The sequence below is a fragment of the uncultured Cocleimonas sp. genome, assembly GCF_947495625.1.
Lineage (GTDB): Bacteria > Pseudomonadota > Gammaproteobacteria > Thiotrichales > Thiotrichaceae > Cocleimonas.
The window spans coordinates 68,238-91,641 of sequence record NZ_CANLZW010000013.1; the positions used below are offsets into that span (position 1 = coordinate 68,238).

Annotated in this window: 21 protein-coding genes; 15 read left to right on the forward strand and 6 right to left on the reverse strand. The window is 40.3% G+C overall.

What is annotated here, in order from left to right:
* Window positions 1–280 precede the first annotated feature (280 nt).
* The 9 genes from Q1A31_RS09120 (at window position 281) to Q1A31_RS09160 (ending at window position 11,788) form a co-directional block, all read left to right on the forward strand.
* On the forward strand, window positions 281–1,336 hold the full coding sequence (locus Q1A31_RS09120; protein ID WP_299875534.1) for a COX15/CtaA family protein: 1,056 nt from the start codon (window positions 281–283) through the stop codon (window positions 1,334–1,336).
* Between the two features lie 860 nt (window positions 1,337–2,196).
* Window positions 2,197–2,556 carry a high-potential iron-sulfur protein gene (locus Q1A31_RS09125; protein ID WP_299875535.1) on the forward strand — a complete coding sequence of 120 codons (360 nt, stop codon included), beginning with the start codon at window positions 2,197–2,199 and terminating at the stop codon, window positions 2,554–2,556.
* 55 nt (window positions 2,557–2,611) lie between these two features.
* A complete protein-coding gene (locus Q1A31_RS09130; RefSeq protein WP_299875538.1) occupies window positions 2,612–3,436 on the forward strand; it encodes a DUF2189 domain-containing protein in 825 nt (274 codons plus the stop codon).
* A gap of 233 nt (window positions 3,437–3,669) precedes the next feature.
* Complete coding sequence (locus Q1A31_RS09135) at window positions 3,670–4,626, forward strand: MerR family transcriptional regulator (RefSeq protein ID WP_299875540.1); 957 nt, start codon at window positions 3,670–3,672, stop codon at window positions 4,624–4,626.
* A gap of 573 nt (window positions 4,627–5,199) precedes the next feature.
* Complete coding sequence (locus Q1A31_RS09140; protein ID WP_299875542.1) at window positions 5,200–5,985, forward strand: ABC transporter ATP-binding protein; 786 nt, start codon at window positions 5,200–5,202, stop codon at window positions 5,983–5,985.
* Complete coding sequence (locus tag Q1A31_RS09145; RefSeq protein ID WP_299875545.1) at window positions 5,969–8,521, forward strand: ABC transporter permease; 2,553 nt, start codon at window positions 5,969–5,971, stop codon at window positions 8,519–8,521. The genes Q1A31_RS09140 and Q1A31_RS09145 overlap by 17 nt, the downstream gene beginning before the upstream one ends.
* Window positions 8,522–8,871: 350 nt before the next feature.
* Window positions 8,872–9,105: a CsbD family protein gene (locus Q1A31_RS09150; RefSeq protein ID WP_299875548.1), complete on the forward strand. Its 234-nt coding sequence runs from the start codon at window positions 8,872–8,874 to the stop codon at window positions 9,103–9,105.
* 479 nt (window positions 9,106–9,584) lie between these two features.
* Window positions 9,585–10,112: a DsrE family protein gene (locus Q1A31_RS09155; protein WP_299875551.1), complete on the forward strand. Its 528-nt coding sequence runs from the start codon at window positions 9,585–9,587 to the stop codon at window positions 10,110–10,112.
* Between the two features lie 299 nt (window positions 10,113–10,411).
* A complete protein-coding gene (locus tag Q1A31_RS09160; protein WP_299875553.1) occupies window positions 10,412–11,788 on the forward strand; it encodes a hypothetical protein in 1,377 nt (458 codons plus the stop codon).
* A gap of 128 nt (window positions 11,789–11,916) precedes the next feature.
* Here Q1A31_RS09160 and Q1A31_RS09165 read toward each other — a convergent pair whose 3' ends face one another.
* The 3 genes from Q1A31_RS09165 to Q1A31_RS09175 all read right to left on the reverse strand — a co-directional run bounded on the left by Q1A31_RS09165 (window position 11,917) and on the right by Q1A31_RS09175 (window position 13,962).
* Window positions 11,917–12,786, reverse strand: coding sequence for a DUF4010 domain-containing protein (locus Q1A31_RS09165; RefSeq protein ID WP_299875556.1), 870 nt, complete (start codon window positions 12,784–12,786; stop codon window positions 11,917–11,919).
* A 178-nt stretch (window positions 12,787–12,964) separates the two neighbouring features.
* Window positions 12,965–13,246, reverse strand: coding sequence for a DUF4389 domain-containing protein (locus tag Q1A31_RS09170; RefSeq protein ID WP_299875559.1), 282 nt, complete (start codon window positions 13,244–13,246; stop codon window positions 12,965–12,967).
* Window positions 13,247–13,413: 167 nt separating this feature from the next.
* Window positions 13,414–13,962 carry a peroxiredoxin-like family protein gene (locus Q1A31_RS09175; protein ID WP_299875562.1) on the reverse strand — a complete coding sequence of 183 codons (549 nt, stop codon included), beginning with the start codon at window positions 13,960–13,962 and terminating at the stop codon, window positions 13,414–13,416.
* A gap of 514 nt (window positions 13,963–14,476) precedes the next feature.
* Between Q1A31_RS09175 and Q1A31_RS09180 the strand changes: the two genes are divergently transcribed.
* Genes Q1A31_RS09180 through Q1A31_RS09190 form a run of 3 tightly spaced genes read left to right on the forward strand, consistent with a single transcriptional unit; the run spans window position 14,477 to window position 16,591 of the window.
* Window positions 14,477–15,325 carry an MTAP family purine nucleoside phosphorylase gene (locus tag Q1A31_RS09180; RefSeq protein WP_299875564.1) on the forward strand — a complete coding sequence of 283 codons (849 nt, stop codon included), beginning with the start codon at window positions 14,477–14,479 and terminating at the stop codon, window positions 15,323–15,325.
* Window positions 15,318–15,959 carry a glycosyltransferase gene (locus tag Q1A31_RS09185; protein WP_299875567.1) on the forward strand — a complete coding sequence of 214 codons (642 nt, stop codon included), beginning with the start codon at window positions 15,318–15,320 and terminating at the stop codon, window positions 15,957–15,959. Before Q1A31_RS09180 ends, Q1A31_RS09185 begins: the two co-directional genes overlap by 8 nt.
* Complete coding sequence (locus Q1A31_RS09190; protein WP_299875570.1) at window positions 15,956–16,591, forward strand: TIGR04282 family arsenosugar biosynthesis glycosyltransferase; 636 nt, start codon at window positions 15,956–15,958, stop codon at window positions 16,589–16,591. The genes Q1A31_RS09185 and Q1A31_RS09190 overlap by 4 nt, the downstream gene beginning before the upstream one ends.
* A 68-nt stretch (window positions 16,592–16,659) precedes the next feature.
* Here the strand turns inward: Q1A31_RS09190 and Q1A31_RS09195 are convergent, their stop codons facing one another.
* The gene (locus Q1A31_RS09195) at window positions 16,660–17,586 is read right to left on the reverse strand and encodes a radical SAM protein (RefSeq protein ID WP_299875573.1); all 927 of its coding nucleotides are present in this window, start codon (window positions 17,584–17,586) and stop codon (window positions 16,660–16,662) included.
* Window positions 17,587–17,953: 367 nt separating this feature from the next.
* On the opposite strand from Q1A31_RS09195, the gene Q1A31_RS09200 reads away from it, so the two are divergent.
* Together Q1A31_RS09200 and Q1A31_RS09205 are read left to right on the forward strand one after the other, a co-directional pair.
* Window positions 17,954–19,345 carry a hypothetical protein gene (locus Q1A31_RS09200; RefSeq protein WP_299875576.1) on the forward strand — a complete coding sequence of 464 codons (1,392 nt, stop codon included), beginning with the start codon at window positions 17,954–17,956 and terminating at the stop codon, window positions 19,343–19,345.
* Window positions 19,346–19,499: 154 nt separating this feature from the next.
* On the forward strand, window positions 19,500–20,120 hold the full coding sequence (locus Q1A31_RS09205) for a YitT family protein (RefSeq protein ID WP_131907216.1): 621 nt from the start codon (window positions 19,500–19,502) through the stop codon (window positions 20,118–20,120).
* Window positions 20,121–20,274: 154 nt separating this feature from the next.
* Here the strand turns inward: Q1A31_RS09205 and Q1A31_RS09210 are convergent, their stop codons facing one another.
* On the reverse strand, window positions 20,275–21,399 hold the full coding sequence (locus Q1A31_RS09210) for a heme-binding protein (protein ID WP_299875581.1): 1,125 nt from the start codon (window positions 21,397–21,399) through the stop codon (window positions 20,275–20,277).
* Window positions 21,400–21,712: 313 nt separating this feature from the next.
* Between Q1A31_RS09210 and Q1A31_RS09215 the strand changes: the two genes are divergently transcribed.
* Window positions 21,713–22,039, forward strand: a complete 327-nt coding sequence (locus Q1A31_RS09215; RefSeq protein WP_299875584.1) for a NifB/NifX family molybdenum-iron cluster-binding protein — start codon at window positions 21,713–21,715, stop codon at window positions 22,037–22,039.
* Between the two features lie 134 nt (window positions 22,040–22,173).
* Here the strand turns inward: Q1A31_RS09215 and Q1A31_RS09220 are convergent, their stop codons facing one another.
* Window positions 22,174–23,352 carry an MFS transporter gene (locus tag Q1A31_RS09220; RefSeq protein WP_299875587.1) on the reverse strand — a complete coding sequence of 393 codons (1,179 nt, stop codon included), beginning with the start codon at window positions 23,350–23,352 and terminating at the stop codon, window positions 22,174–22,176.
* Window positions 23,353–23,404: the final 52 nt, after the last annotated feature.

Consider the following 23,404-nt stretch of genomic DNA (forward strand, 5'->3'; position numbering starts at 1 on the left):
TCTGCATAAGTTCTTATAGTCATTTTAAAAAAATAAAAATGAATAATCACTGAAAAGTAGGGGGTGACCAATATTGAGATATACCCCTATTTCAACCTACACTGCGCCATGCTTACCCATGGCCTGCTCTTCTGGCTTTTGCTTAGCCAAAAAGGGTAACTTACCCAAACCATTATTCAAGCGACTTCTTGATCAGTCTCTCCTTAAATTATTCCAGTGTTATTTTTACCCGCAGATTAACTTGTTATACTCCGCCATTTATAGAACTAGCAGATCTACAATGACTTACAAAATAGACCATGATATGCACCACTTAAAGCAACCAATTGCCATTGCCAATTGGCTTTTTTTCGTTGCGTTTACCGTATTTATTATGGTCGTTATTGGTGGCATTACGCGTCTGACCGAATCTGGTCTTTCAATCACCGAATGGAAGCTAATAACTGGCACATTGCCGCCGTTGAATGAAGCAGCTTGGTTAGCTGAGTTTGAAAAATATAAACTAATCCCTGAATATATTGAGATAAATGGCCCAGCGGGAATGGCTTTGGAAGATTTCAAGTCGATCTATTTTTGGGAATGGATCCATCGCTTTTGGGGTCGACTGATCGGACTTGTTTTTGCTTTACCATTTTTCTGGTTCTTGATCAAACGCGCTATACCAAAAGGTTATGGTGTTCGTCTTTCTGTGCTGTTGGTATTAGGTGGAATGCAGGGAGTGATCGGCTGGTGGATGGTTACTTCTGGTTTATCTGAGCGTACCGATGTTAGCCATTTTCGTCTGGCAGTCCATTTGTTGATGGCTTTATTTATCATAGGAGCATTGGTTTGGACAGCGCTGGATCTTCGGCAGTTGGCTCGTGGTAATAGCAGTAAGTCAAAACTGACCGGTTTTGGCCTTTTGGTGTTGATTGTATTATTTTTGCAATTGTTGTTTGGTGCATATACAGCGGGACTGAATGCAGGATATGTGTCTAAAACCTGGCCGTTAATGAATGGTTCTTTAATACCTTTAGGGATAGATTGGACAAGCAATCTTTGGCATACGCTCAATAATGATCCTATTGTTATCCACTTTATCCATCGCTCCTGGGCCTGGGTTACGGTGGGTTTTCTGATTGTGTTAGCTATGAGAATACGCTCACAGTGTAGAAAAGCATCGATAGCCATTCACAGTGCTTACGGTATTCAGATCTTGCTTGGCATTGCGACTATTATGACTAGCGTAAATATAGTGTTTGCGGTACTGCATCAGGCAGTCGGCGCGCTGGTGGTTATCTCTACTGCGTGGGGAGTGCATCTACTAGGTCGTTCTTCATCAGATGGGAAAAACTAAACGGATTCTACAGTCATTGATAAGAGAAAGTGCCAAGCCGGGCTAAAAGTATCTATCGGTATTTAACCCAAAAAAGTGCCCTGAAGTAGGGGGGTGACTAATACTGAAATATTCTCCTGTTTCAACCTCCACAGCGCCATGCTTTCGCATGACCCTGCGTACCCTTCTGGACTTACCAGAAGGGTAAATCAAATATTCTCCAAATACACTCTAAGGTCTAGTGTCGTCTTGCAGATGAGCTAGTCCTTAGCTTTGGCTTAAATATTCGGCTATCGCCTCACTCTTCGGGTCGTGTCATTGTGTTCTAACCTTATCTATGAAGTACACCCTTGTATTTCACAGCTGCTCGGCAGTTTCATTTCATTCAATTGTTCAAATTCATCCCAACAAATAGGATCAAATCATAGCTATTCTGATTATATGAAAATAATATTTGTATTATACAAAAGCTTGACAATAATTAAAAGTATAACTATTGTATAGGACAAGACCTGGTTAATTTAGGTCAAATAAACACAAAGGAGCTCTAAAATGAAATCAATTAACTCAAAATTTTATAATGAACAACAGGAGACTGCGGCTAGGAAAGTTCTTCTTGGTGTAATGTTCACGCCTCTTGTGATTGTTTTCTCAATAGTTACTTCTCTATCAATTGTTTCGTGAAAATTGAATTGAAGTCAATTATTGGACAAATAATGGACAAAAACAGACAGGAAGAAAAAAGACAGGTAGGGATTTTTCAGCTGTCTTTAACTTTAAGGATTGAGAGCTAAATTCGTTTGATACTCGTTGAGTGAATTGCTACTTCCTCTAATCCGTTAATTCGAAAACTTTAATTCAGCAGAATAAGGAAGCATTTAATGAAAACACAAATTATTGACTTAAAACGTAGAAACATTCTTAAACAAAGTCTTTTTGGGTTGAGCGCTGTTGCAGCTGCTGCAATTGTTAGTCCTAAGCAAGTATTTGCAGAGGATGGATTACCCAAGCTTGTAGAAGATGATCCGATGGCTATTGGAGTTGGTTATAAAAACGATGCTACTCAAATAGATATAGTCAAATACCCTAAACGTGCTGGTGAGGAGGGTGCGAAGCAATTATGTGAAAATTGTGCTCTCTATACAGGAGAAAAGGACGCTGAATGGGGTAAATGTACAATATTTGCCGGTAAGCAGGTAAATGCGAAAGGTTGGTGTTCTGTTTGGGCCCCAAAGGCTTAATTGATAACAAACGAAACTGATATTGATATAAAAGTATAAGAAGGAGTAATTATAAATGAACGCATTCGTTGCAAAACATGTAGAACAAGATTCTGTTCCTGCTATCAGGGATTTATTTCAAAGTTATGAAGTGAATAAAGTAGAAATGTCCGAGATCAAGAGATGGTTATCAAAAGGATATACAGATTTAAAAACTAACCCATTGATCAGTGCTACATATGGTTTGGCATTTGCTGTGCTTGGCTTTGTGCTAAGCATGATTGCAGATGCAAATCCTGTTTTTGTGGGATCAACAACTACAGGGTTTTTATTGGCTGGACCATTTCTAGCACTAGGTCTTTACTTTGTGAGTAGTAAAATTGATAAAGGCGAGCAGGTATCATTAAGTCGGTCTTTAGGTGCAATTAGTGAAAATATGAGATGTATAGGAATTTATGCTATTACTCTGGGATTCGTAATGTCTGTATGGGTACGCATTTCAACCCTGGTTGCTAGCCTATCGGTTAATGATGTAACACTTACAGGAGCTGGAAATATTGCTTTATTTAAGAGTCTATTGACCATGGATCAAGGTTTTCCGCTGATTCTGGGATTATTTGGTGTTGGATTAATATTCGCAACAATTGCATTTATAACAGGTGTGGTCACCTTGCCAATGCTAATGAACAATAAGGTAGATATAGTTACAGCCGTCAGCACTAGCATTAGAGTTGTTAAGAAAAACCCTTCAGTTATGGCCGTCTGGGCAATCACTATTGCTGTAATTATCGGTGTGGGAATCGCAACTAATTTCATCGGTTTGATAGTACTTATGCCACTCATCTCTTTCGCAAGCTGGCATGCATATCGTGATTTGGTTGGTAATCAGATCAAGCGATAACTACTTTAAAAAATTTCAAATATGACCCCGCTTGAAGCGGGGTTTCATATTTTTATAGCTGGCATCTTGGTCTAGCTAAATTTTAAGTCAGTTATCTTTTTGTCATTCATTTGGCGTTTTTATTTTATAATATTTAGTTTTTGTCCAATACTTAGTCATACTATTGTTACTTGTCTATTATTTGTATAGTACGTTTTATATAGTACAGTTATGAAATTCATTTAGGAGAAACTATGACCACATCTGCCGCCGGCTATAAAATAGGTAAAGCAGCAAAAATGACCGGAATTTCTACAGACAAATTAAGAGTCTGGGAACGCCGCTATGCGGCAGTTACTCCAGTTCGCTCTGATGCGGGTGGCAGGCTGTATGCATATGATGATATTTTACGTCTGAAATTAATAAAAAAACTCATCGATGGTGGCGATACAATCAGCCATGTTGCAACCCTTGACCTAGAAGAATTACAGTCCCGTGTTGCAGAAGAAACTCAGGTTGGCATGCATAGTTTTTCGGATGAGTCTTTATGTATTGCGGTCATTGGTGAATCGCTATCTACAAAGTTCTCATCAGTCAATGAAAGTAAAGATGATATTGAAGTTGTGGCTTCTTATAATAATATTGCTTCGTTAGGTAGTGAAATTAATATCCCCAAAGTGGATATATTGATATTTGAAAGGCCAGCATTACAGGAAGATAATCTTCAACAAATCCTGGATTTAACGCATCGTTTTAATGCCAGCCATACAGTCATAATTTACCGATTTGCTGCACAAGATACTCTAAACAGATTGCCAAAATCCAAATGTAGCGCTTTGCGTGAGCCAGTTGATGTGAACACGATCATTGACCATTGCAAATCCTTTTACACTAGTAATACTGCTACCAAATCGTTTTTCGATATTAATGACGAAAGTGATACCGGTATAGTCCCAGCACGACGCTATGATGATGAAACCCTGGTTAAAATCGCCGAAATGTCTCCAGCAGTGAAATGTGAATGTCCTCATCATCTTGCTGAATTACTGTTTTCTTTGACTGCTTTTGAAAAATATAGCAGTGAATGTGAGAGTTTAAATGTTGAGGATTCTGAGTTGCATGCGTATTTAAGTAATACTACATCGAAGGCACGCCACATGATTGAAAATGCCTTAGATAAGGTGATTGAATTCGAAAACATTAAGATCTAAATCTGGTGCATTGTAAAAACTTTAACAAGTATAGGGGTGACTCAAAAAACCTCATAGCAAAGCATAAATTCTATTTACATTTTTAAACAACAAAAACGAGCCCAGCTTCAGCGAGACAAAAGCATTGCTTTTTAATGCTTACTCGAAGGAAAGGCGTAGCTGCATAAATATCATTCCGCAAAGCATAAGTTCCTTTGGTCATTTTAAGCAACAAAATGAGCCGAGATTTATCGAGACAAAAGCATTGCTGTTTGATGCTTACCCGTAGGGAAGGCCAAGCCGCATAAAAGTCACTTAAAAGTAGGGGGGTGACTAATATTGAGATATTTCCCTGTTTCAACCAGCACTGCGGCATGCTTAAGCATGACCCAGCGTATGCTTCTGACTTTTCAATTTATCTAGTAAATATAAATATCCTAATTTAACGTCATCCGTACAGGGAGCTTCGATTGCCTTATAAGAATTCTATTCGATGTAAAGTATTGTAATGATTGTTTCCCTTACAACTAAAGGCTTTTATTGTTGCCTCTGGCCTTTGATGTAACATTCCAAAAAAAGCAATCAAGCTATGCAATGAACACAGCCCTGACTACTGCCAGAGACATAAAAACGATGACTTCAAAACCTGCAAAAAACCCACACGACGCAACTTCAAAGACGGTTGTAGATTTAAGGCAGTTAAGTTTTTCCTATGACTTGCAAGAGGCTAAGCTGGATGTGCTGGTTGATGTTGATCTAACACTTAATCAGGGTGAAACCGTTGCCATTTTAGGTCCGTCAGGTTCAGGCAAAACCTCTTTGTTATTATTGCTTGCTGGTCTGGAACAACCCACTAGCGGTGCTATTCTGATTGATGATAAAGACTTAGCGAAACTTGACGCAGACGCTTTGGCTGATCTTCGTCGCGATAGTTTGGGTATCGTGTTTCAGTCATTCCACTTAGTGCCAAGCTTAACGGCGTTAGGGAATGTGATGTTACCACTGGAAATTGCTGAGAAAGATAATGTCGAAGGAAAGAATGCCCGCGAAGTCGCGACGACCATGCTGGAACGAGTGGGCTTGGCAGAGCGTGGGGGACATTACCCGACACAATTATCCGGTGGTGAACAACAGCGAGTTGCCATTGCTCGTGCTTTAGTTCACACGCCACGCTTGTTATTAGCGGATGAGCCAACGGGTAACCTGGATGCTAAAACAGGTGAGCGCATTATCGAAATACTGTTCGGTTTAAACCGCGAAAGTGGTTCGACCATGATCTTGGTAACGCATGATGAATCCATCGCTGCACAGTGTCAGCGTGTATTCCGCTTGCAACAAGGTAAATTAGTGGAGGACGCGCCGCATGCGGTTTCTTCTTAGTCTGGCGTGGCGTGACCTACGCGCCAGTGGTCGCTCACTATGGATTTTCTGTGCCTGTCTGGTACTGGGAGTCACCTTAGTTTCAGCCAGTGGCAGCATGTATCGTCTAGTCGGTGATGGTTTGTTAGCTGACACTCGCCAATTACTGGGGGGTGATCTGCAAGTGAGTTCTAACCGTCCACAGCCGTTACCCGATGAAGCTGTAGCGTGGATATCAGAACGTGGCAAAGTCTCGCAGTTGATCGAATTGCGCACCATGCTCGGAACGCCACAGGATGAATTTGTCCTCGTCGAATTGCAGAGCGTTGATGATTTCTATCCGTTATACGGCAGTCTACAACTCGATCCTGAGAAGCCTTTGAGCGAGCTTATCAGCAAACAGAATGAGCGCTGGGGCCTAGCCATTGATCACTCATTGGCAGTACGTTATGACTTAAAGGTCGGTGATACCGTCAACATCGGCAGTTTGCAAATGGATGTACGTGCGTTGATTATGAAGCAGCCCGACCGCAATCTCACCGCTGATTGGCGTGGCTCACCCGTATTGATTTCTCCGCAAGCGATCAGCGATGCAAAGTTACTCAGACCCGGCTCACGTGTCGAGTACGATTACCGCGTGGCGACCGACATACCTACAGCCACCTGGAAAACACAATTCTATGAGAAATTTCCTGATCGCGGTTGGGAAGTACGTACTTTTGAAGACCGCAGCCAGCGTATTTCTGAGCGAATCGGGCAGATAGCTTCTGGCCTGTTGATTATTGGTTTTAGCACGTTGTTTATTGGCGGTTTGGGGGTATTCAGTAGTATTCAATCTTATTTGCAGAGTAAGCTAAAAACTATTGCTACCTTTCGTTCCCTGGGGTTGCGCAATAGACGTATTGCAACCGTTTACTTGTTACAAGTTGGGATCATGGGTGGCGGTGCGAGCTTGTTAGGTGGATTACTAGGCGTGTCACTCGCGTTACTGGGCAGCGCTGCGGTTGCCGCTGAGCTACCGATCAGTACCACCTTTGCTGCTTTACCCGGGCCATTTATTAGCGCCATTATCTTTGGTTTGTTAACTGCATTTTGTTTTGCATTACCCGCGATTGGGACGGCTTTATCAGTATCACCAGCGAGTCTGTTTCGTGACACTGGAAACAGTGCTTTACGCGTTCCTCGCAATTGGGCGCTAGCAACGGCTGTTTGTGCGATTGGGATTATCACCTTGGTACTTATCAGCGTGCCTTCGTTGCTGTTTGGTGCTGGTTTTATTCTGGTGGTTGCGCTGATGTTGGGGCTTTTAGAAATCACACTGCGACTCATCAGACGTGGCGCACAGCGGCTTGAAAACACGCCAGGTTTACGAACAGGTATAGCATTTCGTTTAGCGTTGGCTAATCTGCATCGACCCACTGCACCACTTCGTAGCTCTTTATTATCATTGGGGTCAGCGCTCACGTTGCTGGTAATTTGTACCTTGGTGGTAGTGTCGTTGCAACGCACGATTCAGGCAACCATTCCTGAAGAAGCTCCTGCCTTGGTGCTATATGACATTAGTCCTGATCAGGTCGAAGACGTCAAAAATGCCATACAAATAACCTCTCCCCAAGCAAAAGCAGAACTCACTCCGTTAGTCCAAGGGCGTATCGTCTCGGTCAATGGGGAAACGGTTGCCAGTTTGTTAGCGGATGCAGTGGCAGGCTCTGAACGGGAAGATGACTTACGCGATGCCTTAAACGATGATCACAAATTGAGTTATCGCGGCGGCAATATCGATGGCATTGAGCTGGTTGAAGGTAGCTGGTGGAGTGATGACCAAGACCAGACGGTTCCAATTCCTAACATGTCATTAGAAGACCGCGAAGCACGTCGCATTGGCATTAATGTGGGTGACCGTATTAGCTATGCAGTCGCAGGCAAAACTCTGGAATTTAATATTGCTGCAATTCACCGACAGAAAGGGTTACAGACGCGCTTTTGGTTTGAAGGCATCGTAGCAGATGGTGTATTTGGCGACACACCGGAGCGTTATGTCGGCGCGGCATGGATGGATGATGGCCAAGCCTTATTAGTACAAAAAAGCATTGCCGATGTTGCACCAAATGTAGTGACCGTTCGAACCGCTCGTATTTTGGCCAGTGCGCGTGACTTACTCGGCCAGGCCACAAGTGGTTTGTTGGTGGTTGCGGTAATTAGCTTCCTTGCCAGCCTGCTGGTGCTATTCAGCGTGATTGCGGCCAGTCGCGTGCGTCAGGTTTATGAAGCCTCAGTGTTAAATGCGCTGGGTGTGCGCCTATCGGAGATTCGTAAAAGCTTATATTTGGAATTCCTACTGATCGCGCTGGTGACTGCGTTATTTGCGGTGTTACTGGGTTCTGCGATTGCCATACCGCTACTGGAATGGAGGATGAAACTACCTTCAACGGATTTGATCTGGGTGGGCTTGTTGACGGCATTGGTTGTGAGTGTCTCTACACTGGTCGTGGGGGCGCAATATTTGCATCGGCGGATGAGTGTAAAGCCTGCTTTGTTGTTAAGAAATTTGGGGTAGGCTATATCGTGTCATTAGACTTTGTGGAGAAAACTAAAAGGGTTGGGCTCGGTTAATCCAAGCCCAAAAGAAGGGGAATGATTTTTTAATCATCCATTTTTTATCATTCTGTAAATGTGACTCCAAACAAATACTGATAAATCTGAAAGTAGTGATTCAAAACGGTTAAGCCGACGTAATAATCAAAACTAATCTGTTTAATGCAGTTTAAAAACAGAGTCATTTCATTGCAAAGTGCATTATTTATATGTTTTAGTGACTCTAACGAATGCTTAGATAAAGGTTTCTAAAAAGAGCAGAATCTACTATTTAAGCCGTTCTTACGTTAATTTTACTACAGGAGAACAAGCATGCATATGAACGAACTCGCTGGTAAATGGCACGAGATTAAAGGCTCTATCAAAGAATATTTTGCAAACTTCACCGACGATGACATGCTAGAGATTGAAGCAGATCACGAAAAGTTACTTGGCAAGGTTCAGCAACGCTATAACTTGGACGAAGAAGGGGCTGAAGCACTCATTAGTAATATGAAAATTACAGATGATGGCAAAATTATAGACTCATCAATACCACCAGAATGAGATTCATTGTCGGGTGGAAAAGGCAGTGAAACTGTAAGATGATTTAATGCAGAACAACAAAAGTTAGTAGATGAGCAAAAGAATAAATAAGCTGAATGCTAATTTAAGTGTACAAGAGAAAGAGGGCGGCAGCCTTTTAAGAATAAATGGGGTTAAAGTAAAATTAAATGATGTAGGAAACCCATTATTTCTCAAGTAAAAGCCTCATATTTAAATGAGGCTTTTTTCTGTCCAGAATTTTCAAATTCATTTTTCCTAACCAAGAATGAGCAAAAACCCTCTAAAAGTATGGGGGTGACCTAAATTAATCTATTTCTAATGTAGTTATAACCTTACCCAAGACTCCGCATGAAACTGTAATGGTTCAAACCATTTGGCAAGACACTTCACACTTGGGTTTTTACAACTGAAAATAGATTTATAAATAGGATAGTGATCTATAATCATTAAGGTAAATAACTTTTTCCAAAGGATAAATTATGTATAAATATTTTAAGAAAATTCATTTTTTAGCTCTTTTTATTATTTGTTTTGGATTAACGTTTACCGCTCAGGCGGAACAACAAGCTGGCGCTCGTGAGTTAATAAAGGTGCCAGCAGATGGGAAATATCGCGTAGTCTACGATATCCGGTCAAATGAAGTATCGGCTGGTATTAATCATGGTCTTTATTATATTAGAGGGTTACTTGAAGCCTTCCGCAAACAAGGTGTTAAGCCGGAACAGCTTGATATTCACCTTGTTTTGCATAGTAGCGCGGCTAAATCACTGTTGATTGATGATACTTTTCAGATGGCCAGTGATGATCCTTTTGCTGTTAATCCCAATGCAGAAATTGTTGCTGATTTAATCAGCAAAGGCGTTAGTGTAGAGATATGTAACAGCGCAATGAAAAGCAAAGGATGGAAAGAAGAAGATATTCTTCCCGATGTAATGATCGTTCACGATGGTTACACGCGCCTTATCAAGCTGCAGAATGATGGTTATGCCTATATTGGTGGTTTTTAGCCTAATGATTAGTTATTGAAAAGAGAGGAAGAGACTAAGAAAGAAATAAATAAAGGAAAAAAACCATAGGTCGGATTTATCAAGCGAAAATTGCCAAAACGACCTAAAAGCTTTTAAATAGTTAAACAGATGAATTTATCTTTTCAACTACACTCATCTACTATGACTTGTAACGTTTACTATAAATCGGTTTAAATTTTTCAAAAGACCACTATATCTAGGCAATACCCCATTTTATGAGTTCCTTGTTTATTATCCAATCGACGTATTTTTAACGTATAAAATCAGGACTTGAGATTATGAGTATGTTTATCAAACTATTAAAATTAGTCTTTGTATTAGGTTTTAGTGGTTTCCTGATGGCTTGTGGGTCTAGTGATAGTACTGAAGATTTAGCTGAAGATTTAGCTGAAGTTGAGCCAATTACTCCGGTAGTTGAAGACACTGTAATGGATCCAGTTGAACCCACAGCGCCAACGGTAGCAGGCCAAATTTTATTTGAACAAGATATCGCGCAAGATATTGCTCAATCGACTCCTACTGAAATCAATTTACCGCTCGGGTTGCAAGCAACATTAGATATCGAGTATTTGGGTGCGTTTAGGGCATTAGCAGGCGGTGATTCTTCATCTGACTATGCTGTAGGTATTCTTGGGCATAACCCAGACAATAATAGTCTTTTTATGGTGGGCCATAGCCATCATAATTCGATAGCGGAATTCGCTATTCCTGATGAGTTTTCTTTAGCAGAAGAAGCATCAGACATCCTTAAAGCTGACGTCTTGCAAGAATTCGTGAGTATTCTGGATAAGAGGGATATTGGGCAGCAAACAAATAGAATAGATGGAATTTTATTTTATAAACAAAACTTACTGGTAACGTCAGAAATCTGGTACGACGCTGCTGGTACAAATAAAGATAATTTACAGGTTTTTTCAAATCCGAATGACTTAGCTTCATCCTCTTTTAAAGGTATGTTGCAAATCCAGGGCGGCGCTAGATCGGCTGGCTATATGTCAAAAATTCCTGCTAATCTAGTATCAACATTAGGCAGTGAATATCTGGTTGGCTGGGCATCTAATCACTCAATAACTTCCAGATATTCCCAAGGCCCAAGCCTGAATTTATTTAACCCACAAGATGCCGTTGATGCCGATATTACTGTCGATAACACCGTAGCCGTCGAAGCTAAAATGGTGTTTCCTTTCGAAGATGGTAAGCAAATTGTAGCTGACTCAAACAGCTACAAATTAGATATATCTCCCATTTGGGGCCCAGTTTCGAAAGCTAAATATGGATTTATAATCCCTGGAACATCGCTATTCATGGCAGTTGGTTCTCACGGCGGCATACATAGTGGTATTGGCTATAAAATAACTCAGGATAACGGGAATTTGTGTGGTGGACCCTGTACTTACGAAGCCGACGATAATTATAATTATTTTTGGCTATTCGATGTGAACGATATGCTGACCGCTGAAGACCCTTGGTTAGTTCAACCGATCAGTTATGGCAAATGGAGTCATCCATACGATAAAGCGGGAAAGCACAATATACTCGGTGCAAGCTATGATGATGCGACAAGTACGCTTTACATGTCACTCTCAAACGCAGGACAAGTAGGTACCTACGATAGACCTCCATTGATACTTGCCTATAAGGTAAAGGCAAATTAAACACTATTGTTTAAAAATAAACCAAACTGAGAATCCAGATTAGCTCCAATTTTCCCTTTTATTAGAAACGGAAAACCCAGTAGAGGTAGTGCAAATTTCTAATGACATTGGAGTGATAAAGAAGAATCTTAATGGTAGGGGAATGTCTGAGACCAGATATACGTAACACCCATACTCGCTATTAAACTACCTGACATCACTGCTACAAAAAACCATTTTTGAGTAAGGTTTGAGCCTTTAATGGCAAGGTATGATTTACTGATTGTGTTGCCAAGTATAATTAAAAAGAACAACTTCATCAGGTCAAAACTTTGTGATTGTAAATTCCATTCTGTCATCACCGATGCAAGAATGGCGTGCGCTTCAAACAGTGAAATTAATAATGTGCTGATGCCACGTGAAAGACCAAACTCACTGCCAACAAAGTGCATGGCATAAACAAATATGAAAATTAGACTGGATAATTTGGCAACATTTTTCCAGATTATCGGGTGATCATTCAGTAACTCAATCTCAACTGTGGAATCAGTCGTACCTTTACTGCTAATGCGCGAACTGGAACTTACATTTAAATAGGTAATTGCTGCGAGAATAATAATTAACTGCGTAATAAACGGCAGATAATAAATGAAAGCTAAGTTTTCAGAGAGAAAAAATATAATAAACAGGCATTCCAGTAACATCGCACACAAAGCAAAAAATAGTGTGAGTAACATGTCACGCTCACTGATCGAAGCAAACTTATTCTCGAAAAGCATTTGTACAAATACTGCGGTACTGGAAATAAACCCACCCAGAAAACCCTGAACTTGGAAACGACTTCGTTTCGCCAGTAAGTGAAAACTAAAAAAACTGAATAATTCAAGGCTGGCTACCAATGGCACGATTTTCAGTATGGGAAAATAGGCTGCAACGACATACAGCAAAGCCAGCAAGGCCATATCAAGCCATATATGTTTATCTTTAAAGTGATAGCTAAGGGGCGTTTTATGTTCCATCGGAAAGGTTAATGTTTCTGTAGTTATGCTTGTCTAAGCAAAATGAGAAAATATCCTCCAAAGTGGGGGGGTGACCTAAAACTCAATAAGAACAGTTTACCTTATAAAATTAGTCAACTACGGTGAAAATGCAGACCTAGGCCTGCATTTTCTATAAGGATATATAGTGCAAAATCGACTATTTTTCGCCTGTTGGCCATTCATCAAATGGGAATGGCTTATTTTCGGAATTGAAGGTTAGAAACTTCAATACATCGAAGATATACAGTGATATTTGATTACCAAATGTTTTTAAACGCTCGTTCAACTCACCGGTTACCAGTTTGATGATTACTTGTATCACGACCGTGATTCCTAGTACGAATTCAGCTGCACTATACGCTAGAACAAATAACAGCATATACAGCACTCGAACCCAGGTACTTTTACTTTGTAGATTAGTTTTTGTTTCTGTGTTCATGATTTAAACCTGTTTAATAAATTACTTAGTATTAATTTACTTCTAATATTGTTGTTATTTGAATTTAAACAAGTCTGAATTACGCAGAAATAAAAAATGCAGACAACGGTCTGCATTTTTTTAGGAAAAAAGTGCCCCAAGGTAGGGGGGTGACTTTTTTCTAGTTCTTATACTTCGCCAGCATATTCGCCACGTGCAGGGTAATCATTCGCTAGTGAAAAATCGATTGCGCCAAGTAGGTCTTTAAACGGAGGACGTGCAAAAGGCATCGTTTGTGTAGAACCGTAGAACAAAGTACCGTCTGGCTTTACCAAGAAAACACCTGGCTCGCTGAATAACGCAGGCTCTTCAATACCGATTGAAGTCATACCGCGTGATGTGCTGATGTAAAGACCCCATTCGCGTGCATTTTTCAAACTGAGTCCGTAACCAACCTTTACGTCATTCGCTTTAATCTTTTCTGCCATATCGTTTGCGCGATCTTCTTCATCGCTGCTTACAGCAATAATGTTAACGCCGCGTTCTGCATAATCTGCTGCTAAACGTTCAAGCTCTGCAAGATACATAGCACAAATCGGGCAATGAAGTCCTCTGTAGAAAACAACAAGCGTAAAGTTTTCAGCATCAGATTTCGTAAGATCAAACTCTCCACCAGTGGTTAAAGCAACATTTAAAGCAGGTACAGCTTCGCGTGGCATTAATGCATTTACAGTCATATTGATATCCTCATTAGTTATGTTTAGGTGATTGTGAGGTGATACTAGACTTAAAAAAGCAATACTACAATAATTATTGAGCGATCATTCAAAATAAGAATATCCAACAGAAAAATATGAGTTATAAAAGTAGATTGATTAGCTAGGTTCTAACACTAATTGCACAAGAATAAACACCAATTACATTTTGATGAATAAAAAAGTGCCTTAGCTCTGCATAAATTACATTTACGTTTTTAAACTCAAAAACGCAATATTGTTCAAAGTAGAAAGGTGACCTAAAAACAGCCCATAAGTAGGTGTGAATTCCCTTTCTAAATCTCGACAGCCCACTCAAATCTACATCTCATATCACCTCATTCCCTTTTGTTCGAATAGTTGGACGAAATATGATCTAACAGCGGATTAAATCCGTATTGAATCTATCGAAAGAGAATAACAACTGTAATTTTTTTGATTTCGTATTCAAATTTATTGCATAGTACGGTCATATAAAAATTAAAGGATAGGGTTTATGTTAGGTGTTATTGGTGGGTCGGGTTTATACGATTTAAAAGGGCTAGAAATAATCAATGAACATAAGGTTAAAACACCCTTTGGTTCATCGTCTGCGCCGATTCTTGAAGGTGTATTCTCTGATCAAAAAATTCTGTTTTTATCCCGCCATGGAAAAGGACATCAGTTTTTACCGCATGAGGTTAATTATCGCGCCAATATTTTTGCGTTAAAAAAATTAGGCGCGACCAAGGTATTTGGTGTTTCTGCTGCGGGTAGTTTGCGCGAAGAAATTAAACCGGGTGATATTGCTATGGCGTCGCAATATTTTGATCATACCCGTGGTAAACGAGATTATACTTTTTTTGGTAATGGCATCGCGGGTCATGTTTCGACAGCTCATCCTGTCTGTCCTGCGTTAAGTGGCGATATTGAATCTGCTGCAAAACGACTGAAACTCGATATCCACACGGGTAAAAGTTATGGCTGCGTCGAAGGGCCAAGGCTTGGTACACAGAGTGAGAGTTTCTTCTTACGCGATCAGGCGAAATGCGATTTAGTGGGTATGACAAACGTGCCTGAAGTGTTTTTGGCGCGTGAAGCTCAAATGGCTTATGCGACGGTGTGTTTGGTAACGGATTACGATTGCTGGATGGAAGATGAGTCACAGCATGTAAGTGTCGAAAAGTTTTTTGAAGTGTATGGTGGCGCGCTCAATAAAGCGCAGGATTTACTCGCCGAATTGCTTAAATCACCTTTGACAGATACGCCTGACAGTATTCGTACGAGTTTGGCAGCGTCTATTTTAACGCCAGACGAAGCCATTAGTGATGAACAAATGCATTGGTTGAATATTTTACGTGCCTGATTATTCTTCGCATAAACCGGAAAACCAGCTAGATAAATCTGACAACGAAATTCTGAAAGATTTCAGTATTATTATCCCTAGCTGGAATCAGGAAACTGCCTTAAATGAATTGTTAGTTAAACTGGAAGATACGGGTGCGGAGATTATCGTCTCATCCGAAGGGTCGCGTGCTAAAAGCCTGAATGCTGGGGCTAAAAAAGCAACTCGAAAAATACTCTGGTTTGTGCATGCTGATAGCCAAATTACGAAAGAGAATATTCAAAGTCTGATCAGTTCTTTGCAAAAATTTCCGGATGCCTTGCATTATTTTAAATTGCAATTTGCCGAAGGTGGGCTTAGTGCGATAAATGCGGGTGGAGCGAATCTAAGATCATCATGGTTTGATTTGCCTTATGGCGATCAAGCATTTTGTATAGATAAAAAACAGTTTTATTTGATTGGAAATTACCCTGAAGACACGCCCTATGGGGAAGATTTACTATTCGTTCGTTTAGCGAAAAAATGTCAGGTTAAATTAGTCGAAGTGCCTTCTTTTCTTATTAGCAGTGCACGTAAATACAATTCACAAGGTTGGGTGAAAACCTCTATTACCCACTGGTATATCATGTTTAAACTTTTGCTTAAAAAATTATGAAAATAGCTATCGCAATCTTTGTTAAAACCCCGAATGTCTCTCCTTTAAAAACGCGTTTAGCGGCGTCTTTAGGAAAAAAGAAGTCATTACATTTTTATAAATTAAGCCTTAATAGTATTGTTAGTACACTTAAGCAAACAGAGACTAACCCTTATTGGGCAGTGGCTGAAAAAGAGTGTCTGGATAATCCACTGTGGAGTGACTTTAATAGATTGCATACCGGAGAAGGGGATTTAGGTGATCGTCAAAGTCATGTTTACCATGAACTATTAAACACTTACGATGGGGTAATCTTGATTGGTGCAGATGCTCCGCAGTTATCGGTGGAAAAAATAGATGAGGCGATTGATTCGTTAAAATCTCACGATTACGTGATTGGACCTGCAACTGATGGTGGTTACTATTTATTAGCGGGGAAGAGAAGTATTCCTGATCAGGTTTGGGCAACAACACCCTGGAGCGATGTTAAAACCAAAGAAATCTTAGTGGCTCAATTAGATTCAAAACCTTACGAGCTGGACGCACTGACCGATGTGGATACTGAATCTGATCTCAAGATTATGCTTTCTGAAATGCCACAGAGTTTAAATGAGAATCAGATAAAACTGAAAGAGTGGATAGGGGAGCTGTGATTAAAACGAGCCTAGTATCTGATTGTTTCTAGGCTCGTAGAAGTAATATTTAGACGAATTCAGCGTCTTTAGTCAGCGGTTGCGCTACAAGAACCACCACCCAATACACAAAATTTAGAACAGTATTGATGGTTTAAGTACACGCGTTTTGAGCTTTCTTTTAAGGTCGAGTCAAATTCAAACTCTTCAGAATAGGGTAATAAGGTACAGGCGATAACGGCTGGTTTCTCTGCGCCTTTTCGTTTAACCACCATGCGAGAATTTGAACACATAATCTCATCGGGTTTTACGTTTAAAATATCCCAGCACTCTGTGGTGATTTCTGGAACAGATGCTGCTTCGTCCATTTCAGGGAATAGTACTAACTCCACAGGATCAGCAGCATTAATCTTGATATTCTGAGTTTCAAAAAGCCCCGCATAGCCGAGCCGTAATTCTTCAATCTCTTCTCCCCAACGTGTTCTGCCGGCAATATTGATGTTAAAGCCATTATCAGAAAGCCATTTTAGCCCGTTTAAGGCGATTTCCCATGTACCAAAGCCGCGTTCTTCATCATGCATTTTTCGCTTAAAATGATCTATTGATACTCGTAAGAGAAGCTGGTCTTTGTATTGCTCATTGATTTTAATTAAAGCATCTTTATGTCGCATCATCGGGCGCATTGCGTTGGTTAAAACAACTAACTTAAACCCACGGCTTAAACATTCTTCGATGATTGGCATGATGTCGGGATTCATAAATGGCTCGCCACCGGTGATTCCTATCTCCGTTGTTGCCATTTCTTCATCACGAATTTCATCCAGATACGTTTTTACTTCCTGATAGGTCATATAAACCAGGGCATCATTTTTGGGTGATGATTCGATATAACAATTTTCACAGGTAATATTACAAAGCGTACCGGTGTTTAACCAAAGCGTATCTAGTTTGTTTAAATCGACATAAGCGCGTGATTCATTGTTTGCTGTGGTGAGATGATTTTCAAATTTATTCATTTTTACTATTCTTAAACTCGGTCTTAAACCAGGTAGGCCTCAACGTAAATAACATAGAGTACTCTTACGGAGAAACATTTATTTTAGATGTTTTTTTGAGAAGTTAATTCAAAAAAATACAAAGAAATTCGCTCGCAGCTATTTTTACTGCTCTCTATTATGAAGTATTGAACACACTTGTGGTTCATTCAGGAGTACTTCTACTTCAGTATAAAGTATTAACGTGTGAACTATATGAATCACAAGAAATACAAAGCTTTGTAATCTTTCGAGTTTTTTTAATAAAACTTCTATTTAACATCATCCAAGCAGTTCATTCATACGTATAACAACCACAACAATTTATGACATGGGGATTAACCTTTAAATGACACCTTACTTAATTGGCATAACTGCCCTTGTCTTGATGGCAAGCATCGTTATTTCTCCACGTATTCGCACGATTGAAGGCTTCTACCGAGGTTACTCAGAAACAGGCATCGCGCCATCACTCTGGACCTTAGTCCTCTCTCAAGTCACCACCTGGATATTCGCCCGTTCATTGATGACGGCAGCCATTCTCGGTTTTTATTATGGTATTGCAGGCGCACTAGCCTATGCCGCGTATTATTTTAGCTTTGTCACTGGTGGTGCCATTATTAACCACCTGCGTTTTAAACACGGCTATGACAATGTACAAGGATTCTTAAGCGCTAAATTCGGCGCAACAGGTGCAGGCATGTATAACTTTGTAGTGATCTTACGATTACTCAGCGAAGTGTTTGCCAATCTAATTGTCGTAGGCGAGATCTTTGGCTTAAAAGGCAGCCTCGAATATTTCTCTGCGATGCTGGCAATTGGTGTGATCACCGTTGGCTATTCATCTATGGGTGGCTTACGCGCCTCTTTACGCACGGATGTATTACAGTCGGTATTGGTTATCGCGCTTGTCGCCATATTATTTATCGCGATGATATTTAATCCCGCTTTTGATTTGGGTGCCGTATTTAACTCATCACCTGATATTAAATCGCCTGGTTGGGTGTTGTTAGTCGTCGCAGGTTTGCAGGTTTGGAGCTATCCATTACATGACCCAGTGATGATGGATAGAGGTTTTTTAGCCGATCAGGAAACGACAAAAAAATCATTCCTGCATGCCGCATGGATTTCGATAGTGTGCATTTTAATGTTTGCACTTTTAGGAGTGTTTGCCGGTTTAAATAATCTAGAAAGCGAAGAGATGATGGACGCACTTACGCGTTTATTCGGCCAACCTATCATGGCTGTATTTAGCGTTGCGTTAATTATCTCTGCCTTGTCGACGCTTGATTCTACTTTTTCTAGCGCCTCAAAACTTGTCGTTAAAGACATGAAATTACTCCCCGAAACCATGATGTCGGGACGTATTGTGATGGTCGCCTTTTTGATAGTAGGTGGATTATTCTTACTCTGGGATAGTAAAGACCTTTACGCAGCAGTAGCAGTAAGCGGGACGATATCCATGTTCTTATTACCGATTATTGTGTTTTGTATATGGGGTAATCGCGACGTTGCTTTATGGCCCGTGGTAGTCACGTTTGCGGTGACCGTGTTTGGTGGTATTACTTATATCACCGAAAGCTCAAATTACACCACCTGGATGTTTGATCTATTTGGCTATGAACATAAATATTCAAAACTATTGATTATTTGTATCACCATTACGATCGTGGGTTTTGTCTCTTTTGCGTTGGGACTAAAAGAAAAAGAAAGGAATATTAAGCAGCGTAATCTCGGTTAAAAAAACGCCCCGAAGTAGGGGGGTGGCAATTACTAAAAAACAAACAAATCAACAAGAACATTAAATTAACTTTGGCATGTGTTGTGCATGTTTACTTTATATGGCCGATCATTAGAATGGCGGCTTTTTTGTAGTCATGGCAAATAGGTAAAATATGTCAAAGCAAAATGAGATCCAGCCAAAGTCGTATCATTCCATCAGGGAAGACCTGTTAGCATTGACGATGGCATCTTTGTTTGTCTCCATGGGGATTTACTTTTTCAAGTACTGCGGCTTCCTTACTGGTGGAACAGCTGGCATTGCTCTGATGTTGCAACAGATTATGCCGTTATCATTTGGCCAGCTTTTCTTTGTTGTGAACTTACCGTTTTACTACCTTGCATGGACGCGCATGGGCAAGCGCTTCACGTTTAATACTTTTACCTCGGTCACCATCGTTTCGTTTTGTACCGATAATCTGCATTACGTTTTTTCATTAGAATCCATTAACCGTTACTTTGCGGCTGTTGCTGGCGGCTTGCTGATTGGTATGGGAATTTTAATTATGTTTAGGCACGTTTCCAGTCTTGGCGGTCTAGGGGTTCTGTCTAAATACATGCAGGACCGTTTTGGCATCAGTGCAGGCAAGTTTCAGATGTCGGTCGATGTTTGTATCGTGGCCTTAGGCTTCTTCATCGTGCCTTTAGATTTGTTATTGCTGTCCATTGTTGGTGCAGTTTCCATGAACATTGTGGTCGCTTTTGGGCATAAACCGGGGCGATATCATATTGGTTAAATACTGTTTGTTGAGTACCATTTATTGAGTACTATGTTAAGCCCTTTGTTGAGTTTCTTGTTGAGTTATGTGCAAGTTGCAAGAGACATAAATAATATATACAACTGATAATGTTAAATCACCCGTTGTATATATACATTTTGTGAGTAGTTTTTTAGTGTGATTTCATTATCATGCGTTCTGCTTCAGCAGGATAATTATCTTCAGGCCACTCAATTTTTTCCAACATATTTATAGAGATATGTGGCCAGCGAATAAGCCCGGGCCTGCCATCAAAGCGATTAAAGAAATCAAGAAAAATGAATTGGGAATACGCCATGACGAGCTTTGGCCTTCCTGCTTGATCTGTTTCATCTAACTCCATAATCCAGAATGTTGACCGCATTTCAGCTGCATCTGCCTGACGAACGACAAAAGGAATGTTTACGATTCCCGCTTCAAACACATTAGTATTTAGCTCCAATACTGTTGTTTTGACAACATTAGCAGGAAGCCCTAATTGCAATAAAGCGTTCGCATTTGCGGGGCTAAATCCTGGGAAGGGGGTGCCACTAAGCACTCCTTGAAAAGGATTTAAGGTGAACTGGTTATAGGGAAATAGATAACTGTTTGCATTAGTCGCATTGTCTACAGCAGTTACTATATTGTTGTTTACACCTTCTGGAAAACCCGAAAGATCCGGTATAGTTGGTGGGCCATCTAATACCTCAGATTTACCCAGCGCAGTAACTGCATTACCATGAGGGATAGTAGCCAATCGGCCAATGTCTATACCTTCTGTTGTTTGGTCACGCATATGTAAAAAGAAACCGGGTTCATGGTGAATTGGAAGTTCCGGGTTTCCTGCCACTTCACTGTTTTCAATATCTTTTGCGGAGATTTGGGCAATCATTTGTTCATAATCAAGTGCGGCGATTCTCTGATCAGCCTGTTCTGCAGGCGTAGTTAGGGTTAAACCCCGATTGGGAATTTTGTCATCGATCGTGTTAAAAGATAGAACCTCGTTGTACTGATTCATCAATATACGATAATTTCTGCGCTGATCCGTTTCTTTGAATGGTAGCGCAATCAAATTCCAGCCACGCCCATCGAAAGGGCTTTCTCCAGCGCCTGTTAGAGTGCCATCACCTTTAAATAAACTATCGTCGATTCGGTGTTCGGGCCTAATATTTGCCCACTTACCTGGTAATAGTTGCAACGGCCCTAGTGATTCATCTCCCGTGGTCGCAATTCGAATCTCACGATCACTACCTGCTGAATTCTTTTCATATTCAATCATTGTAATAACTCCCTATCTTTGGTTGTGCTTTGCACTCTTCTCCAATCTAAGGTTTACTATTTGATACTTATTTTTATCTTTTACGCAAATAATCTGGCAATGTTAGTTTGATCTATGTGTATTTAATATAGTCAATTTGTATTAGTACATATGTACTAGATATCAGTAGCTTATTTTCACTCAGTTGAGAATTCTCAAGGATATATTCAAGACCTATTAATATCATATTACTTCAAGATACTTTACATCTTGGTGAGACAAGCCCTTTCTAATCGTATCAGGCTTTCTTAACCCTTAAATTTTGGAGTCTAAAATGAAAATCGGCGTTACTTCACAGAATTTTCGCACCATTACGGGACACGCAGGAAAAGCTCGACGCTTTTTTGTCTATCAGTTAGACGAAAATCAACAACTTAAAGAGCTGGAGCGAATTGATTTACCCAAAGAAATGTCACTGCATGAAACCGGATCGGCAAGCCACCCTATTGATGAACTTGATGTATTAATTACAGCAGGGTGTGGAAGTGGATTTGAACGTAAGATGGCAGAGCGTAATATTCGTTTGGTAAAAACCAGCGAAACAGATCCGCTGATTGCTGTTAATGCAGTTGTTGAAGAACTAATTTCAACTCATGTATAAATTATTAATTGTAATTTATAAGTTGATCTGGCTATGGGAAATCCGGTAAATCACGATAACTGTTTTGGTTTTAGTTCCTCATTCTTATCTGAATGTAAAAAAAGCCCGATTCATATCGGGCTTTTTTATATTACTTAAATGGTTGATGTTCGCATTATTTTATTATCCAAAGATCCGCTGAATCGGGTAAGTCCAAGCGCAACCAATACTACGATTGCTCCCACCCAAGGGGTATTCATTAATCCTGATGCTTCAACGATTAAGCCACCACTCCATGCGCCTAATGCTATTCCAACATTGAATGCAGCTATATTTAAACCAGATGCTACATCGACGGCATCGGGTGTATATCGTTCGGCTAATTTTACAACGTATATTTGTAAACCGGGAACGTTACCGAAGGCAAATGCCCCCCAGATTAATATTGTGGCAACAGCAGCTATTGGATTTGGTGCAGTAAAGTTAAACATTAACAGGATAGCTGCTAGCCCACCAAAAATGATGGTTAGCGCTTTAATTGGCCCCAATTTATCAGCCATTTTACCACCCAGAATATTACCGACAGCAACGGATAATCCGTATACCAGTAGTATTAAACTAATCACGTTATCCTGAATATTGCTTACTTGACTAAGAATTGGCGCCAAGTAAGTAAAGGCGATGAAAGTTCCACCGTAGCCAATGGCGGTAATCGCGTACACCAATAATAATCTGGGATGCGTGAGTACTTTAAATTGTGCAGAAACTTTTGCGGGTTTGGATTGTTTCAAATTATTCGGTACTAAAATCGCGCTCCCAATCATCGCAAGTAAACCTAACGCCGAAACAGTTAAAAAAGTGGCTTCCCATCCATATATTTGACCGATATAAGTCCCTAAAGGAACGCCTGTGACTAATGCTACAGTTAAACCCGTAAACATAATTGCTATGGCGCTGGCGCCTTTTTCTTTTGGGACTAAACCTGCAGCGATGGTAGAACCGATTGAGAAAAACACACCATGCGCTAACCCGGTTAAGACACGAGCAATGATCAAAGACTCGTAATTTGGTGCTTGCCACGCAACCAAATTACCGATCACGAATAGCGCCATGACTGATAATAAAACATGTTTTCTATTCCAGCGACTGGTTAGTGCAGTCAAAATTGGCGCACCTACTGCGACACCCATTGCATATAAGCTGACGAGTAACCCCGCCGATGGAATTGAAACATTAAGATCTATTGCCATTGTTGGTAGCAAACCGACAATAACAAATTCTGTTGTTCCTATGGCAAAAGCACTCAATGCTAATGCGAGTAATGCTAACGGCATTTTAATCTCCTGATTTGTTGTAAAAAATATGTAAAGTTAAAAATATTTATTG

Bases quoted from the DNA above. Each gene is read 5' to 3' on its own strand.
- Q1A31_RS09215 (WP_299875584.1), top strand. From the start codon at position 21,713: ATGAAAATCGGCGTTACTTCACAGAATTTTCGCACCATTACGGGACAC.
- Q1A31_RS09130 (WP_299875538.1), top strand. From the start codon at position 2,612: ATGAACGCATTCGTTGCAAAACATGTAGAACAAGATTCTGTTCCTGCT.
- Q1A31_RS09170 (WP_299875559.1), bottom strand. From the start codon at position 13,246: ATGAACACAGAAACAAAAACTAATCTACAAAGTAAAAGTACCTGGGTT.
- Q1A31_RS09200 (WP_299875576.1), top strand. From the start codon at position 17,954: ATGACACCTTACTTAATTGGCATAACTGCCCTTGTCTTGATGGCAAGC.
- Q1A31_RS09160 (WP_299875553.1), top strand. From the start codon at position 10,412: ATGAGTATGTTTATCAAACTATTAAAATTAGTCTTTGTATTAGGTTTT.
- Q1A31_RS09195 (WP_299875573.1), bottom strand. From the start codon at position 17,586: ATGAATAAATTTGAAAATCATCTCACCACAGCAAACAATGAATCACGC.
- Q1A31_RS09150 (WP_299875548.1), top strand. From the start codon at position 8,872: ATGCATATGAACGAACTCGCTGGTAAATGGCACGAGATTAAAGGCTCT.
- Q1A31_RS09180 (WP_299875564.1), top strand. From the start codon at position 14,477: ATGTTAGGTGTTATTGGTGGGTCGGGTTTATACGATTTAAAAGGGCTA.
- Q1A31_RS09145 (WP_299875545.1), top strand. From the start codon at position 5,969: ATGCGGTTTCTTCTTAGTCTGGCGTGGCGTGACCTACGCGCCAGTGGT.
- Q1A31_RS09190 (WP_299875570.1), top strand. From the start codon at position 15,956: ATGAAAATAGCTATCGCAATCTTTGTTAAAACCCCGAATGTCTCTCCT.
- Q1A31_RS09135 (WP_299875540.1), top strand. From the start codon at position 3,670: ATGACCACATCTGCCGCCGGCTATAAAATAGGTAAAGCAGCAAAAATG.
- Q1A31_RS09125 (WP_299875535.1), top strand. From the start codon at position 2,197: ATGAAAACACAAATTATTGACTTAAAACGTAGAAACATTCTTAAACAA.
- Q1A31_RS09205 (WP_131907216.1), top strand. From the start codon at position 19,500: ATGTCAAAGCAAAATGAGATCCAGCCAAAGTCGTATCATTCCATCAGG.
- Q1A31_RS09175 (WP_299875562.1), bottom strand. From the start codon at position 13,962: ATGACTGTAAATGCATTAATGCCACGCGAAGCTGTACCTGCTTTAAAT.
- Q1A31_RS09155 (WP_299875551.1), top strand. From the start codon at position 9,585: ATGTATAAATATTTTAAGAAAATTCATTTTTTAGCTCTTTTTATTATT.
- Q1A31_RS09165 (WP_299875556.1), bottom strand. From the start codon at position 12,786: ATGGAACATAAAACGCCCCTTAGCTATCACTTTAAAGATAAACATATA.
- Q1A31_RS09140 (WP_299875542.1), top strand. From the start codon at position 5,200: ATGAACACAGCCCTGACTACTGCCAGAGACATAAAAACGATGACTTCA.
- Q1A31_RS09120 (WP_299875534.1), top strand. From the start codon at position 281: ATGACTTACAAAATAGACCATGATATGCACCACTTAAAGCAACCAATT.
- Q1A31_RS09210 (WP_299875581.1), bottom strand. From the start codon at position 21,399: ATGATTGAATATGAAAAGAATTCAGCAGGTAGTGATCGTGAGATTCGA.
- Q1A31_RS09220 (WP_299875587.1), bottom strand. From the start codon at position 23,352: ATGCCGTTAGCATTACTCGCATTAGCATTGAGTGCTTTTGCCATAGGA.